Here is a 16,229-nt window from a genome sequence, read left to right as displayed (position 1 = left end):
GTAAAAGTCTCCGAAAGTTAATCATTAGTTTAGCTAATGTAAACTTTTGCCATTCCCTAATCTAAATAATCCCAACTTTAGTCCTAAAAAAAGGCTGTAGAGCCGCGCAGATTAGGGTTAAAATGCCAGCACTCCAATACTCAAAATAATGCTAATTAAGGAGAATAAAGGTGTCTAAGACCTCATTCTACGACCAAATAAATCAACAGCTTGACGATGTAAAAGCCGAAGGCCTGTATAAAAGTGAACGGGTAATCGTTTCTCCTCAGCAAACCGCTATTGAAGTGAATGGCGACCAAGTTATTAATTTTTGTGCCAACAACTACCTAGGTTTAGCCAACCACCCAGAGCTGATTAAAGCCGCTCAGGCGGGTCTTGATGCACATGGTTTTGGCATGGCATCGGTGCGCTTTATCTGTGGTACCCAAGATATCCATAAGCAACTAGAAGCGAGTCTTAGCGAATTCTTAGGCATGGAAGACACTATTCTTTACTCTTCATGCTTCGATGCTAACGCAGGTCTATTTGAAACTTTATTAAGCGCCGAAGATGCGATCATCTCTGACGCATTAAACCATGCATCGATCATCGATGGCGTACGTCTATGTAAAGCAAAACGCTTCCGTTACGCTAACAACGACATGGCAGACCTTGAAGCACAGCTTATCGCCGCTAAAGAAGCGGGCGCACGTAATATCATGATCGCCACCGATGGTGTGTTCTCGATGGATGGTGTTATCGCTAACCTAAAGGGTGTATGTGATCTTGCCGACAAGTACGACGCGCTAGTGATGGTCGATGACTCTCACGCCGTTGGCTTTGTTGGTCAAGAAGGTCGCGGTACTCACGAATACTGTGAAGTGATGGATCGCGTCGACATCATCACTGGTACCCTGGGTAAGGCGCTTGGTGGTGCATCGGGAGGCTTCACTTCAGGCAAGAAAGAGGTGATTGACTGGTTGCGTCAGCGCTCTCGCCCTTACCTATTCTCAAATTCATTGGCGCCATCAATTGTGACGGCATCTATCCATGTGCTTGAGATGCTTAAGTCTGGCCAGGCACTACGTGAAGCAGTTTGGGAAAATAGCCGTTACTTCCGTGAAAAGATGTCTGCAGCGGGCTTCACCCTTGGCGGCGCGGACCATGCAATCATTCCTGTGATGATTGGCGATGCAAAGCTGGCTGGCGATTTTGCTAATCGACTATTAACTGAAAACATCTACGTTATCGGTTTCTCTTTCCCTGTGGTACCAAAAGGTCAGGCACGTATTCGTACTCAAATGTCTGCAGCGCACAGCAAAGAGCAGATCGATAAAGCGATTGAAGCCTTTACCCGTATCGCGAAAGAGATGGGTATCATCGGCTAAAGCTAAACCAACAAGGGCTACGTATGTAGCCCTTATCGAATGATATTCAGCAAGCCGCAAAAGTCGGCCTGTAATAGGTTATAAAATGAAAGCACTCAGCAAATTAAAGCCTGAAGAAGGCATCTGGATGGTTGACGCACCTAAGCCAGAAGTGGGCCATAACGATCTACTGATTAAAATCCGTAAGACTGCCATCTGTGGCACCGATGTTCATATCTACAACTGGGATGAATGGTCACAAAACACCATTCCTGTACCTATGGTTGTTGGTCATGAATATGTAGGTGAAGTCGTCGGTATGGGCCAAGAAGTGCGTGGTTTCACTATTGGCGACCGCGTCTCTGGCGAAGGTCATATCACTTGCGGCCACTGCCGTAACTGTCGTGGCGGCCGTACCCACCTATGCCGAAACACCTCAGGAGTGGGTGTAAACCGTGAAGGTGCTTTTGCCGAATACTTGGTAATTCCTGCATTTAACGCCTTTAAAATTCCTGATGATATTTCCGATGACTTGGCCTCTATCTTCGATCCATTCGGTAATGCCGTTCACACCGCACTATCGTTCGATCTCGTCGGTGAAGACGTATTGATCACAGGCGCGGGTCCTATCGGGATCATGGCCGCAGCAGTATGCCGTCACGTTGGCGCACGCCACGTGGTGATCACCGACGTGAACGAATACCGTCTAGAGTTAGCACAGAAGATGGGCGCAACCCGTGCTGTTAACGTTGCCAAAGAGAAGTTAGAAGATGTAATGCAGGAACTTGGCATGACAGAGGGCTTCGATGTGGGCTTAGAGATGTCTGGTGTGCCTTCGGCATTCCACTCTATGCTTGAGACCATGAATCACGGTGGTAAGATCGCCATGCTAGGTATTCCTGGTGGTGATATGGCTATCGACTGGAGCAAGGTGATATTTAAAGGACTGATCATCAAAGGGATCTATGGTCGCGAGATGTTCGAGACTTGGTACAAGATGGCCAGCCTTATTCAATCAGGCCTAGATATCTCTCCAATCATCACTCATCACTACAGTATCGATGAGTTCCAGCAAGGTTTCGACGCGATGCGCTCAGGCCAATCTGGTAAAGTTATCCTGAACTGGGATTAGACTTTAACTTTCTAAAGCTTAATCTCTAATAGTGGCTGTAATACACTTATCGTATTACAGCCCTTTTATCACGGCACGATTTGTCACTACACTATTAGTCACTACATCATGAAATCAGGATTATTATGTCAACGTTTCAACACCTAAGCGTAAGCCAACTCATGCAGATGCAGCAAACATCACCAGAATTGCAGATTGTCGATATAAGAGATGCAGCTAGCTATGAAACGGGTCATATCGATGGCGCCTTTAATCTCAACAATGAAAATCTAGCGCACTATATTGCCGATGCGGATATGGATCTACCGATTGTTGTCGTTTGCTATCATGGGATAAGTAGTCAAAGCGCAGCGACCTATCTTAATGAGCAGGGCTTCGATGAAGTCTTCAGTTTAGATGGCGGTTACAGTGCTTGGCATCTAGCACATCTATAAACTAGCACGAGGGTAACTGAATGATTGAGATTGGCAGGCTTCCAAACAGCCAAGCAGCACAGGCTCTCATTAACTACCTCACACTAGCACGAGGGTAATTGAATGATTGAGATTGGCAGGCTTCCAAATAGCCGAGCAGCACAGGCTCTCATTGACTACCTTAAGGGGCTGCATATCGATTGTGAGCTGATGCCGACCGAACAAGGTGTGGCACTGATGATCCATGATCAGAAGCATTTCGACCGCGCCCAGCGCGAATTCCAAGCCTTTATTCACAATCCCTACGATGAAAAGTATCTCGCAGCGTCATGGGAGAACGGCGACACACACACCAAGCTTGATTACGGTAACCCGAGTCTGCAACTCGTCAGCCAATTTATTACCGGTGCAGGCCCATTAACCTTGCTGGTCTTTTTTACCTGCGTAATCATCTATGGCGCAATGAATCTAGGTTATGCTAATCCTATTTTCGATCAGCTATCATTTTTTGGCGCTACCCCCTCCGCCACACTTAGTGAGTTTTGGCGTATATTTACCCCCAGCCTGCTGCACTTCTCTGCCATGCATATCATCTTTAACCTGCTTTGGTGGTGGTACCTAGGCGGAAAGATTGAAAATAAGCTTGGTTTCACCCCACTATTTATTCTATTAATCGTGGGCGGCACACTGCCAAATATCTTGCAGTACTATATGGCAGGACCAGGCTTTGGTGGCCTATCTGGAGTAGTTTATGCCGTTGTTGGCTATACATGGGTGATGGGGGTTAGACGACCCGAATCAGGTATTGGCCTGCCGCCAGCATATATCGGTTTTATGCTGTTATGGTTGGTCTTTGGTTTCACCGATATGTTTGGTCTCTCTATCGCTAACGGTGCCCACTTAGGTGGCCTACTGGTCGGTGTGATCCAAGGCTTTGTCGACAGTAAGACTCGTAAGATTTAAATTTCTCGATTCGATAGCGCTATTCAGCCTTTGTAATAGCAAAGGTTTGCTAGCTCCACAATCATTAGCCCGCAAATAGCGGGCTAACGCCTATAGACTCTTTAATGCTAAAGCATTAAGCCATCTCTAGTACTTTCGCAACCAACTTGCTGATCCCAGAGTGAGCCTCTAGGATATCTCCTGCCAACATATAAGCGGGTGTACTGACCACCTTATGCTCTTCATCGACCACGATCTCATCCACGAGCGCAGCCTTATGTTGCCCGCCTTGCAGCTCAAACGCTGCGGCGGTGCCCGCATCGCTACCTATGGTACCGCTAATGCCTAGAGGATAAAGCTGAGGGATCATCACAGGTGAAATACAGATAAAGCCAACAGGTTTGCGAGCCGTACTAAACTGCAAAATAAACTGCTTAACACTCGGCTCGACGACATGCTCGGCACCGGCGATAGCAAAATCACATAGATTCTTAGCCGCACCGAAACCTCCCGGGATCACTAGCGCATCAAACTCCGCAATTTCAAGTTCATCTACCGCCTTAATGTCGCCACGGGCTATCCTTGCAGATTCAACCAAGACATTGCGCGTTTCGCTCTCCTGTACTTCACCAGTTAAGTGATTAACCACATGGAACTGTGGAATATTCGGGGCAAAACATTGGTAACTTGCACCAGCTCGAGTAATCTCTAATAGAGCTAAAACAGACTCATGGATCTCCGAGCCATCATAAACACCACTACCACTTAAAAGTACCGCTATTTTTTTCATTAAAAAGCCCCTTTATATATCATATTGTTTTAACAAAATTGTAATAAACAGCTTGATCAGATTATTTATCGTGCTAAGTTAGGTCAACACTTTATCAGGCGAGCAATATTTAATCAGAAAATGGACTTTAAATACGCATAAAAATAAAAAGTCCACATATTTAGTTTAAATAGCTGAAATAAAACCCACTTCACACATTTAATTTAACTAGCCAATTATCAATAACTTAGGCTACCCCTGTTTTATTGCATTTTTTAGTCAAGATCGAGTTACTCTATTTCATTCACAGAGTTATCCACAGGCTGGGTTTTATTTTTACGTGGCTGAAATTGCCCTAATATGGCATGCTAGCGCCATCATCGAACTCCGATACATAAATACTTAACTATGCCTAAAATTACCGACAACCCTTTAATTCTTGTGGATGGTTCTTCATACCTTTACCGCGCCTACTATGCTCCACCTCACCTAACAAACTCTAAGGGAGAGGCCACTGGTGCCGTTTATGGCGTTATCAACATGCTTCGTAGCCTGTTAAACCAATATAAGCCATCGCAGATGGCTGTGGTTTTTGACGCAAAAGGTAAAACCTTCCGTAACGAGATGTATTCGGAATATAAGGCACAGCGACCACCTATGCCTGATGATCTGCGCACGCAAATTGAGCCTCTACACAGAATCATTAAAGCACTTGGTCTCCCCCTAGTTTGTATTCCAGGTGTAGAGGCCGACGATGTCATCGGTACCATTGCTACCCAAGCCAGCAAAGAGGGGCGCTCGGTATTGATCAGCACCGGTGATAAAGATATGGCGCAATTGGTCGATGACAATATCACCTTAATCAATACCATGACCAACACCATCATGGGGCCTACAGAGGTTACCGAAAAGTTTGGTGTTGGCCCCGAGTTGATTATCGACCTATTAGCGCTACAAGGCGATAAAGCCGATAATATTCCAGGCTTACCTGGCGTAGGTGAAAAAACGGCGCTAGCCATGCTAACAGGCGTGGGCGGTGTCGAGCAGATCCTTGCCGCACCAGAAAAGATGCCTGAGCTTGGTTTCCGTGGATCTAAAACCATGCCAGCCAAGATTGTTGAACATGCCGATATGCTTAAGCTCAGTTATGAGTTAGCGACCATCAAGCTTGATGTAGAGCTTGATCAAGATTGGCACCAACTGTCGATTACACCAGCAGACAAAGACGAGCTCATTAAGTGTTATGGCGAGATGGAATTTAAGCGCTGGCTAGCAGAGGTTCTCGATAATAAGGGCGACAAAGCCACTGCCGCAGAGTCAGAAGATGATGCGCCAGCAGCCAAGCTTGATATAGAAGTCGAGTACGATACTATTCTGACTCTGGATCAACTGGACAGCTGGATTGAAAAATTAAAAGCTGCCGAGCTTATTGCCATCGATACCGAAACCACTAGCCTCAACTATATGGAAGCCAAGTTAGTTGGCATCTCTTTCGCCGTTGAAGCGGGTAAGGCTGCTTATCTACCGCTCGGGCATGATTGCGTCGATGCACCTGAGCAGTTAGATAGAGATGTTGTATTTGAAAAGTTACAACCGCTACTTGAAGATGAAAGCGTTAAAAAAGTTGGCCAAAACCTAAAGTACGACATCAGTATCTTTGCTAACGCAGGCATTGCGCTGCGCGGCGTACAGTTCGATACCATGCTTGAGTCTTACGTATTCAACTCGGTCGCCTCTAAGCACAACATGGACGACTTAGCACTAAAATATCTTGGCCATAAGAACATCGGTTTCGAGGAGATTGCAGGTAAGGGCGTAAAACAACTGACCTTTAATCAAATCCCACTCGATACAGCGGCCCCCTATGCTGCAGAAGATGCCGATATTACTCTGCGTCTGCATCAACACCTTTGGTCAAGACTAGAAAAACAGTCAGAACTCGCTAGTGTTTTCACTGATATCGAGCTACCACTGGTTAAAATTTTGTCAGATATCGAACGCCAAGGTGTATTGATCGATAGCATGTTGCTAGGACAGCAAAGTGAAGAGCTCGCTCGCAAGATTGATGAACTAGAACAAAAGGCACATGAAATTGCAGGTGAAGCGTTTAACTTAAGCTCACCAAAACAGTTGCAGGCACTATTCTTCGAAAAGCTGGGTTACCCTGTCATCAAGAAGACTCCTAAAGGCGCGCCATCAACTGCCGAAGAGGTACTGGTTGAACTAGCACTAGATTACCCACTGCCTAAAATTATCTTAGAGCACCGTAGCCTAGCTAAGCTAAAGAGCACCTACACAGATAAACTCCCCCTGATGGTTAACGCTCAAACAGGCCGAGTACACACCAGCTATCATCAGGCTAATGCAGCAACGGGTCGTTTGTCATCAAGTGAACCAAACCTGCAGAATATTCCTATCCGCACCGAAGAGGGACGTCGGATTCGTCACGCGTTTATTGCCCCAGCGGGTAAGAAAATTCTCGCTGCCGATTACTCGCAGATTGAACTTAGGATCATGGCTCACCTGTCACAAGATGCGGGCTTACTCAAAGCGTTTGCCGAAGGTAAAGATATCCATAAGGCAACGGCCGCGGAAGTGTTCGATGTCGACTTCAGTGAAGTCACCTCAGATCAACGTCGCCGTGCTAAAGCCGTAAACTTTGGTCTGATTTATGGCATGTCGGCATTTGGTTTAGCCAAGCAGCTTGATATCCCAAGAGCCGAAGCACAAAGCTATATCGATACCTACTTTAAGCGCTATCCTGGCGTATTAACGTATATGGAAGAGACACGTGCTATCGCTGCCGATCTTGGCTACGTATCGACACTATTTGGTCGTCGCCTCTATCTGCCTGCGATTAAAGATAGAAACGCCATGCGTAGACAAGCCGCCGAACGCGCAGCGATCAACGCGCCGATGCAAGGCACCGCCGCCGATATCATTAAGAAGGCGATGATCAATATTGCTGAGTGGATCGACACTGAAACTCAGGGCGAAATCACCATGATCATGCAGGTACACGATGAATTGGTATTTGAAGTCGATGAGACCAGAGCCGATAGCCTGCAAGCTAAAGTGTGTGAGCTAATGGCTGCAGCAGCCAAACTCGATGTTGAACTATTAGCCGAAGCCGGCATTGGTGATAACTGGGAACAAGCGCACTAACTCGTATATTCTAATTTGTATTGAACAATGACTGGCGGAACACTCTGCCAGTTGTTTTCTTCCCTACTCGCCTCATCGTTCCTATATCCTTCTCATTTTCGCAACCACCGTTCAATTGGCTAAAAAGTTAATAGCACAAGAAAATTTAGATAAATAATTGATACTTATTTATTTAAATGAAATTTTGCGATCATTCTCTGTATTTTTATTGCACAAACATTGAGATATGCATCACATTATTGTACGTTTTTTACAAAAACAGTTTTTCATATAGCGTTTAATGGAGTAATATTCTCTGCGTAGGGTACAGAGGTTAAGATGTTCTATCTTTCAGACCTTTTTTTTACGTTCGCTATTTTATAGTGAATGGCCAAATTATGGCGCCCCAGCAAATCTAATTTGCTGGGGCTTTTTTTCGTCTGAAATAAAATTTAGAGTAATTACTTTAAATCGAGCAAAATTCGAGTTATGCTGTGTTCATTGAGCGATATCAACATAGTTTGATTGAACTTGAGTCTTGTTGAATTTAGCTTCTCCCCAAAAGAGCTAATTTATGCCGATGGTTTATTCCGTCGGTTTTTTTTTGCCTAATCCCTTATCTTTCCTAAAAAATGCCAAAAAAAACGCCCCTTTAAAGGAGCGTTATCTATCAATAAGAACTGACGTAAAGAGTTACTCTTCACCAGACTCTGACTGAGCGGCTATCGCTTCGGCTTCAAGTTGAGCCATAAGCCATTCAGGCTTACACCAACTATCTAAAATACCCAGCACTTTGCCTTTTCCTATACCTTTTAATGAAGAGAACGGCTCAACTTTAACTCCGTCTTCAAAATGGCTTAATTTCTTACGAACCTCATTCACCATCTTCATTCTGGCACTTTGACCAAGCTTATCTGCTTTGGTTAATAGTGCTAAAACAGGAATATGGCTCTCAACAGCCCACTCGATCATCTGCATATCGAGATCTTTAAGTGGATGACGGATATCCATTAGTACAACAACACCGCTCAAACAATCGCGCTTAAGCAGGTACTCACCCAGTGACTCTTGCCACTTAAGCTTTAGCGCTAAAGGAACCTGAGCAAAACCATAGCCAGGTAGATCCACCAGACGACGATGTTTGTCCAACCTGAAAACGTTAATTAACTGAGTACGCCCAGGCGTTTTACTGGTTCGAGCAATCTTCTGCTCCGTTAGTAAGTTCAAAGCACTCGACTTACCCGCATTAGAACGGCCCGCAAATGCGATTTCAACCCCAACATCGCCAGGGAGATATTCATTCAAGTGTGCAATATCAGGTGCACTAATTAAAAACTCCGCTTTACGGAAATCGATACGAGATTCACTCACAATTAACTCCAAAACTTTACTAACAAACCTTTATAAATATCGAAGAGTTGCTTACATTTTCACAATTTCGTGTAAAATATTACCCCGATCACATAAAATACATTTTATCACGCTTGCGGGTCTTCCTAGTAAGCTCAAGACAAATATTTTAATAAGAAGTTGGAACGCCATGAAAAAGTTAGCTCTTGCGCTGTCTGTTTTAGCCACAATCTCTTCACCTGCTATGGCCGAAGGAAATGCCGAAGCCGGAAAAACTAAAGCCATTGTATGTTCTGCATGTCACGGTGTTGACGGCAACAGCATGATAGACATGTATCCAAAACTTGCAGGTCAACACTCTACATATCTAGAAAAACAGTTACATGATTTCCGCAGTGCAGCACAAACAGGCGGAAAAGAAGGTCGTATGGACCCGATCATGGGTGGTATGGCTATAGCCCTTAGCGATCAAGACATCGCTGACCTCGCTGCATTTTATGCTAGCCAAACAAATAAAGATATCGAAGTTAAAGATGTACCGGCTCTTGGTGCACAACTTTATACTACTGGTGACTCAGCACGTGGCATCACAGCCTGTATCGCTTGTCATGGTCCAGAAGGTAAAGGAACCGAGCTTGCAGGCTTCCCGGCAATCAACGGTCAACATGCAAATTATATCAAGATCCAGCTAAATAAGTTTCACGATACAAATCGTAACAACGACTTAAATGGCATGATGCAAGACGTCGCGAAAAAATTAAATGCTACCGACATTGATGCATTATCTAAATATATATCAAGCCTTAAGTAAACATTAGCAATAACTTAAAAGGACGGATTCACCGTCCTTTTCTATATCATCTCATTTACGTTTACGTAAACTTCAGGCAAAACCCTCTTGACAGAGATCACAGTTCTAGGTTTAAATAAGCCACGTACCGAGATGAACCCAACTGTTAGTATTAGTATAAAAATTATTTAATAATAACTTTCAGATTTCGGTATCTATGCATTTAAGATATAAGAATAAAGTAACAAAAAATAATAATAATATTGAGACCACTCACTAAAAATAATAAGAGTTGAGATTTCAATTTGAAGTCCAGGTCGCAAGAATATTAGTAAGGATTTGGTTAGGAAGGCCAAAACGCTATTTAGCATTGACCCTTACATTCAGAGAAACATCTACCAATAGGAAAGTGTTTGTAGGATACAGACACAGCATAGGAAGCTGATGCTTAGGATGCACTTGCGGGAAGCTTGTTATCACTGGAAGATACTTAAAAAAATATACATGGATGGTTACTTAGGCGTCATTGGATGGACGAATAAAAATTGTGATGTGTCTTTAGAGACCATCTACGGAAACTGTTGTCGGGAAGACGACTGGTCTAAAAATAAAGTGTCTGGAAGACCATAAACTAAAAGACATGCATGGAAAGCTGACAAAAAAACAAGACGGATATTGACCGGGATAGTCACATAGCAAGTATGGATACTTGAAATCAGAATTGGTGTCGATTGACACTTTATATAGGCGACAGATTAATCTGTCGCCTTTTTTTATTTCTCACCGTGCAAAGTTCATTTATACTCAAAGAAGTCTTACTAACCTGTTGGTTTAAATTAGATATATGCGCAGATGCCCCCTTTGTCATAGCGATAAAACAGCTCGATTTTATGCAGATAAGAAACGCTGCTTATATCACTGCCAGCTATGCCAATTGGTTTTTGCAGATGCCAACGCCCACCTCCCCCCTAGTGCAGAGCTTCAAAAATATCGCCTCGCAGGAAATAAACACAAAGCCTTATCGCGATTTATGTTGGACCTCATAACACAGTGTGAAGACGGGAAAACACCACTGCTCGGGCTTAACTTTGGCCGTACACTCGACGCCGACACTCTGCAAAAAGTTACTGCCAGAGGGCATCAGCTTAATCAGTACGACCCAAGCATTGCGCCATGGAGCAGTCAGCTTAAGCAAGAATATGACTTTATCTGCTGCTATCGAGTATTCGAGCACTTTCGATTCCCCTACAAAGAATGGGCACTACTCTGCGAATTAATTAAACCCGGTGGCTGGATTGCAATCTGTACCCCGCTACTCAGCGAGCTCAGTGCATTTAATAAATGGCATCATAAAAATAATCTCACCCATGTCAGCTTTTACCAGCGGCAGACTTTTGAGTTTCTAGCAAACAAAGTCGGTTTTAAGCTATTATTTGCAGCAAACGATCTCATTCTGGTGCAAAAACCATCAGAATCTGATATAACACGCGACCAAACTTCAGTTGTTGCAGGAGCCTAAGCGCTTTTCAACAAGTAGAGTCATTTAAGTTATCGAGATAAGCGATCATGTCCCGTAGTAAGAAAACGCGTAAGAGCAACGAAAATGCTCCAAAATTAGCCCCAAGAACCAAGAAGAAAGAGCGAGTTCTTTCAGGCAAAAAACAAGTTGCTGGCAACAAAGCGGGAAGCCGTCATAACGCTTCGATGATTGAAAGCCAGGCTAACGGTGGTAAGGCTAAGAGCGCTGACCCACGTCACGGCAGTAAAAAGCCTGTTCAACTGCATATCAATACCGAAACTAAGGTAGAGAAGAAGCCTAAAGGTCCAAAACTGACCGATGAGCAGAAGTTGTTAAAGCTTGAGGAAGACCCAAGACTTAACGGCCTATTAGATATGCTAGAAGAGGGTAAAAACCTCAACAGCGAAGATCAGAAGTGGTTAGACAAACAGCTCAACCAGATTGAAGCACTGATGGAAAAACTGGGCATCACCGATGAAGAAGACGATGAGCCACAGAGCAGAAAAGCCATTAGCGATGACGACCTATTTGATAAGTTTGAGTCTGGCGCCGATCTGCTAAAAGACTATCAACACAAAGATTAACTCTTATGTGTAAAACCCTATGGCATCTTTATTGATGCCATATTTTTATCCATAATCGCCCTATCCTCACTTACCGCAAGGGTTATGCATGACTACAACCTTTATTGTTCTCGCCATCATTATCATCGTTGCACTTGCAGCCTATGCAGGCTATCTGCTTATCCAAGTGCGTAAACAAGCACAACTCAAAGCCAAGCTTAAACAAGAACAAGCCGATGCGGCCAAGGCTAAGGCGAATGAACTGCTCGACAATATTCGTTATATAGCCAATGCAATGGTAGAAGAACGCTGTGAGCTATCAGAAGGCGTGATGCGCATAGTGAAACTATCACAGTTAGTGGGGATTTCAGAGCTAGTCGCTAATCACTACCCAGCCACTTTTGAGCATTTTGAAGTCATTAAAGATCACCCGATTAAAGACGAGCGTAAATCACTTGAGAAACAAGCGCGCATGAAACTCGACTTCGCTCGTATGCGCTCAGAAAGTGAGCTTGAAGCCAAAATATTAGAAGAAGCCAAGCGCCTGAGTGAACTAAAACAGGGCTCACTACACTAATAAACTGATGCGAGCTAAATAATTGAGTTTTAATAGAACGTTATAACAATCGCAGATATGACATATTTTGCTCATATAGGGTGAGTCTGTGCACAAAATTTTCCCAAGACCACAGACATACACCTCATTTTCAGCGATATTCAGTCACACTTTGCTACCCACATTAAATTTTTACAACATGGATCAAGGTTATTCAACAAATAACCATGCATACTTCACATGTTGCTAAACTATACGCCGGAGGACACGCCTTGAAGCAGCCCACCCCAATTAGTTGGGATCAGTCAATGATCGAAAAGTACAATTATAGCGGTCCACGTTATACTTCTTATCCGACGGCCTTGGAGTTCGATGACTCGTTTACCGAGGAAAAATTGCTGACCTCTATCAAGAACAGCAAGAGTGACAAACTTTCTCTTTATATCCATATTCCTTTCTGCGCCAAGCTTTGTTACTACTGTGGCTGCAATAAAGTTATCACTCGTCACCACCATAAAGCCGATCAGTACATCGAGTACTTAGCAGCTGAAATCGTAAAGCGTGCACCGCTGTTTAAAGACTACCTAGTAACCCAAATTCACTGGGGTGGCGGTACGCCGACATTCCTAACTCCTGAGCAAATTCTTACTCTATCAGCACTGGTTAAAGCTAACTTTAACGTTGCTGAAGTAGGCGAATACTCAATTGAAGTCGATCCTCGTGAAATCGAGCTTTCAATGCTAGACACCCTAAAAGAAGCGGGCTTTAACCGTATCTCAATCGGTGTTCAAGACTTCAATAAGAAGGTTCAAGTTGCAGTAAACCGCGAGCAAGACGAGCAGTTTATCTTCGACCTAATGGCGCGTGCTAAAGAACTAGGCTTTGTTTCGACTAACATCGATCTTATCTACGGCTTGCCACACCAGACACCAGAGACTTTTGCAGAAACCATGCAGCGCGTTCTGGATCTGAATCCAGACCGTCTATCGGTATTTAACTACGCTCACCTGCCATCTCGTTTTGCAGCCCAGCGTAAGATTAAAGATGAAGACCTAGCGTCACCACAGCAAAAGCTTGATATGTTGCACCAAACTATCGAGACCCTTACGGGTGCGGGTTACCAGTATATTGGTATGGACCACTTTGCTAAGCCAGATGATGAGCTTTCTATCCTACAGAACGAAGGTCGTCTGCACCGTAACTTCCAAGGTTACACCACTCAAGAAGAGTGTGATCTACTAGGTCTAGGTGTGTCATCAATCAGCCAGATTGGCGATTGCTACGCCCAGAACCAGAAAGACATTCGCCCATACTACGAATCAATCGATGCCAATGGCCACGCACTTTGGAAAGGTTGTAGCTTAAACCGTGACGACGAAATTCGCCGTGTGGTAATCAAGCAGCTTATCTGCCATTTCGACCTAGATATGGCGAAGATCGAAGAGAAGCTAAACATCAACTTCGAAGAGTACTTCGCAGAAGATTTGAAACTACTGCAAACCTTCATCGATGATAAGCTAGTCGACATTACAGACCGTAAGATCACTATCAGCCCGACAGGCCGCCTGTTGATCCGCAACATCTGTATCTGTTTCGATGTTTACTACCGTGAGAAAGCAAGACAACAGCAGTTCTCTCGCGTTATCTAATCGAACTTGATTAGACGCTACAAAAACCGGCTAAGGCCGGTTTTTTGTTGCTCGTTAATTAGCATCCACCAGCAAGCTCCTTTTTAGCGTTTAACCTTTTGTCACATTTCGTTTAATTTTCATCCGTGACCTTTGCTGTTTGTAACGGCATAATCACCAGCATAATTAAAACAATAATGGACAATTCATGTATAAGTACCTACTTCCCTCTGTGCTAGTTTTAGGCCTAAGTGCCTGCCAAACTGCGCCTACAACGATGCCACAACCAGGTGTCACCACCGAGCAAGTTGCAGGGAATACTCAACTGCAATCACTTATCGATGCCGCATGGCAAGTATCCCTCGATTCCAGCCCAGGATTTGCCTATTCACTCGGTGATAAGACGGCCGCGGGCAAGCTGCAAGACCTGTCGCCAACGGCACTAGAAGCACTAAATCAACGCAAACTACAGCTACTCGAACAGTTACAACAGATCGACACCACCAGCTTAAATAAAGAGGATGCGATTAACGCCCAGATCTTGCGCGACCAGCTGCAAAATGATGTCGATCAGTACCACTATAAAGATCACTACATGCCTATCTCTGCAGAAGGGGGCTTTCACGCCTATATCGCCTCAATTTCCAAGGGGCGCTTTGCCAGAGTTGAGGACTACCAAAACTACCTCAAGCAGTTACAAGCGCTACCGGAATACTTCAATCAACAAACCTACTGGTTAAAGCAAGGTCTAGCGGCAGGCATCACTCCCGCCAAGGCCACACTCAATGGGTTTGAGACCAGCATCACCGCCTTTATCGTTCCTGTAGAAGAGAGTGGTTATTTCAAGCCATTCACTCAGTATCCAGCCCACTTCAGTGACGCAGAGAAGGCGCAATTGACAGAGCAAGGCCTCGCCTTAGTACAAGATACTGTGCTGCCCCAGTATCAAGCTTTTTTCGATTTCATCACCACTGAATATATTCCAAACACTCGGATAAGCATCGCAACCTACGACCTTCCTGATGGCGAAGCCTTCTACGAGAACCGCGTACGTTACTACACCACTTTAGATATGACCTCTGACGAAGTTCATCAACTGGGCTTACAGGAAGTTAAGCGTATTCGCGCCGAAATGCAGCAGATCATCGAAGAGGTGGAGTTCGAAGGTAGCTTCGCCGAGTTTCTACATTTTTTAAGAACCGATCCTCAGTTCTACCCAAAGACTGCAGAGGAGCTACTTAAGGAAGCGGCCTATATCGCCAAGAAGGCCGATGCCATGCTGCCTAAGTATTTTGGCAAGCTACCGCGCCAGCCCTACGGTATTGAGCCTGTACCTGCCGAAATCGCGCCTAAATACACAACGGGTCGTTACTCAGGCTCGAGTCGCGATGATGAAGCAGGTTATTACTGGGTTAACACTTACGCGCTGGATAAGCGTCCACTGTACGAGATGGAAGCACTGACCCTACATGAAGCCGTACCCGGTCATCACCTGCAGATCTCCTTAAATCAGGAACTAACGAACCTGCCTAACTTCCGTCGCTACAGCTATATCTCGGCATTTGGCGAAGGTTGGGGGCTCTACTCTGAGTATCTCGGCCTAGAAGCTGGCTTCTATCAAGACCCTTATAGTAACTTTGGTCGTTTGACCTATGAGATGTGGCGCGCAGCACGTCTAGTGGTCGATACGGGGATGCACGCTAAAGGTTGGTCACGTCAACAGGCAATCGACTTTATGGCCAGCAATACCGCACTGTCGATGCATAACGTCAACACAGAGATAGATCGTTACATTAACTGGCCAGGACAAGCCTTGTCATACAAGATTGGTGAACTAACGATTAAGCGTTTACGTGCTCAAGCAGAAGCCGAGCTCGGAGAGCACTTCGATATTCGCGCCTTCCATGACGCCATATTGGCCAACGGCTCTGTACCTATGTCAGTGCTAGAGCAGCAGATAAACGATTTTATTATCGAGCAAAAAGCCGCTATCTAATCAATGCCACAGCATCCTCATACCGGATAAAAAAAAGGCCGCATTAGCGGCCTTTTTAATGGGCTCTTTTTAAGGCTAGAG

General features: G+C 44.7%; 13 protein-coding genes. 11 read left to right on the top strand and 2 right to left on the bottom strand.

Annotated features, from left to right (window positions below; genetic code table 11):
- Positions 1-170: 170 nt before the first annotated feature.
- The 4 genes from JMA39_RS19350 (at position 171) to glpG (ending at position 3,854) form a co-directional block, all read left to right on the top strand.
- Entirely contained in the window at positions 171-1,367 is a 1,197-nt protein-coding gene (locus tag JMA39_RS19350) for a glycine C-acetyltransferase (RefSeq protein ID WP_202723528.1), read from the top strand.
- A gap of 85 nt (positions 1,368-1,452) precedes the next feature.
- Positions 1,453-2,478, top strand: a complete 1,026-nt coding sequence (tdh, locus tag JMA39_RS19345) for an L-threonine 3-dehydrogenase (protein ID WP_202723527.1) — start codon at positions 1,453-1,455, stop codon at positions 2,476-2,478.
- Positions 2,479-2,603: 125 nt separating this feature from the next.
- Entirely contained in the window at positions 2,604-2,912 is a 309-nt protein-coding gene (gene glpE, locus JMA39_RS19340; protein ID WP_202723526.1) for a thiosulfate sulfurtransferase GlpE, read from the top strand.
- A 102-nt stretch (positions 2,913-3,014) separates the two neighbouring features.
- Positions 3,015-3,854 (top strand): rhomboid family intramembrane serine protease GlpG, encoded by an 840-nt coding sequence (gene glpG, locus JMA39_RS19335; protein ID WP_202723525.1) that lies wholly within the window; start codon positions 3,015-3,017, stop codon positions 3,852-3,854.
- 115 nt (positions 3,855-3,969) lie between these two features.
- On the opposite strand, the gene elbB is transcribed toward glpG, so the two are convergent.
- Entirely contained in the window at positions 3,970-4,623 is a 654-nt protein-coding gene (elbB, locus tag JMA39_RS19330) for an isoprenoid biosynthesis glyoxalase ElbB (RefSeq protein WP_202723524.1), read from the bottom strand.
- Positions 4,624-5,010: 387 nt separating this feature from the next.
- On the opposite strand from elbB, the gene polA reads away from it, so the two are divergent.
- Entirely contained in the window at positions 5,011-7,767 is a 2,757-nt protein-coding gene (gene polA / locus JMA39_RS19325) for a DNA polymerase I (protein WP_202723523.1), read from the top strand.
- Between the two features lie 672 nt (positions 7,768-8,439).
- Here polA and yihA read toward each other — a convergent pair.
- Complete coding sequence (gene yihA / locus JMA39_RS19320; RefSeq protein ID WP_202723522.1) at positions 8,440-9,117, bottom strand: ribosome biogenesis GTP-binding protein YihA/YsxC; 678 nt, start codon at positions 9,115-9,117, stop codon at positions 8,440-8,442.
- A 169-nt stretch (positions 9,118-9,286) separates the two neighbouring features.
- Between yihA and JMA39_RS19315 the strand changes: the two genes are divergently transcribed.
- The 6 genes from JMA39_RS19315 (at position 9,287) to JMA39_RS19290 (ending at position 16,148) form a co-directional block, all read left to right on the top strand.
- Positions 9,287-9,907 (top strand): c-type cytochrome, encoded by a 621-nt coding sequence (locus tag JMA39_RS19315; protein ID WP_202723521.1) that lies wholly within the window; start codon positions 9,287-9,289, stop codon positions 9,905-9,907.
- Positions 9,908-10,730: 823 nt separating this feature from the next.
- The gene (locus JMA39_RS19310; protein ID WP_202723520.1) at positions 10,731-11,405 is read left to right on the top strand and encodes a methyltransferase domain-containing protein; all 675 of its coding nucleotides are present in this window, start codon (positions 10,731-10,733) and stop codon (positions 11,403-11,405) included.
- A 47-nt stretch (positions 11,406-11,452) separates the two neighbouring features.
- A complete protein-coding gene (gene yihI / locus JMA39_RS19305; RefSeq protein ID WP_202723519.1) occupies positions 11,453-11,989 on the top strand; it encodes a Der GTPase-activating protein YihI in 537 nt (178 codons plus the stop codon).
- A gap of 88 nt (positions 11,990-12,077) precedes the next feature.
- Positions 12,078-12,545 carry a DUF2489 domain-containing protein gene (locus tag JMA39_RS19300; protein WP_202723518.1) on the top strand — a complete coding sequence of 156 codons (468 nt, stop codon included), beginning with the start codon at positions 12,078-12,080 and terminating at the stop codon, positions 12,543-12,545.
- A 251-nt stretch (positions 12,546-12,796) separates the two neighbouring features.
- Positions 12,797-14,173, top strand: a complete 1,377-nt coding sequence (gene hemN, locus JMA39_RS19295) for an oxygen-independent coproporphyrinogen III oxidase (RefSeq protein ID WP_202723517.1) — start codon at positions 12,797-12,799, stop codon at positions 14,171-14,173.
- 187 nt (positions 14,174-14,360) lie between these two features.
- A complete protein-coding gene (locus JMA39_RS19290; RefSeq protein WP_202723516.1) occupies positions 14,361-16,148 on the top strand; it encodes a DUF885 domain-containing protein in 1,788 nt (595 codons plus the stop codon).
- The last annotated feature ends 81 nt before the right edge of the window (positions 16,149-16,229 follow it).

It is taken from the genome of Shewanella schlegeliana, from assembly GCF_016765635.1.
GTDB classification, from domain to species: domain Bacteria; phylum Pseudomonadota; class Gammaproteobacteria; order Enterobacterales; family Shewanellaceae; genus Shewanella; species Shewanella schlegeliana.
Note: the sequence above shows the minus strand (reverse complement) of the source record. Positions and strands in the feature narration are given on the sequence as shown.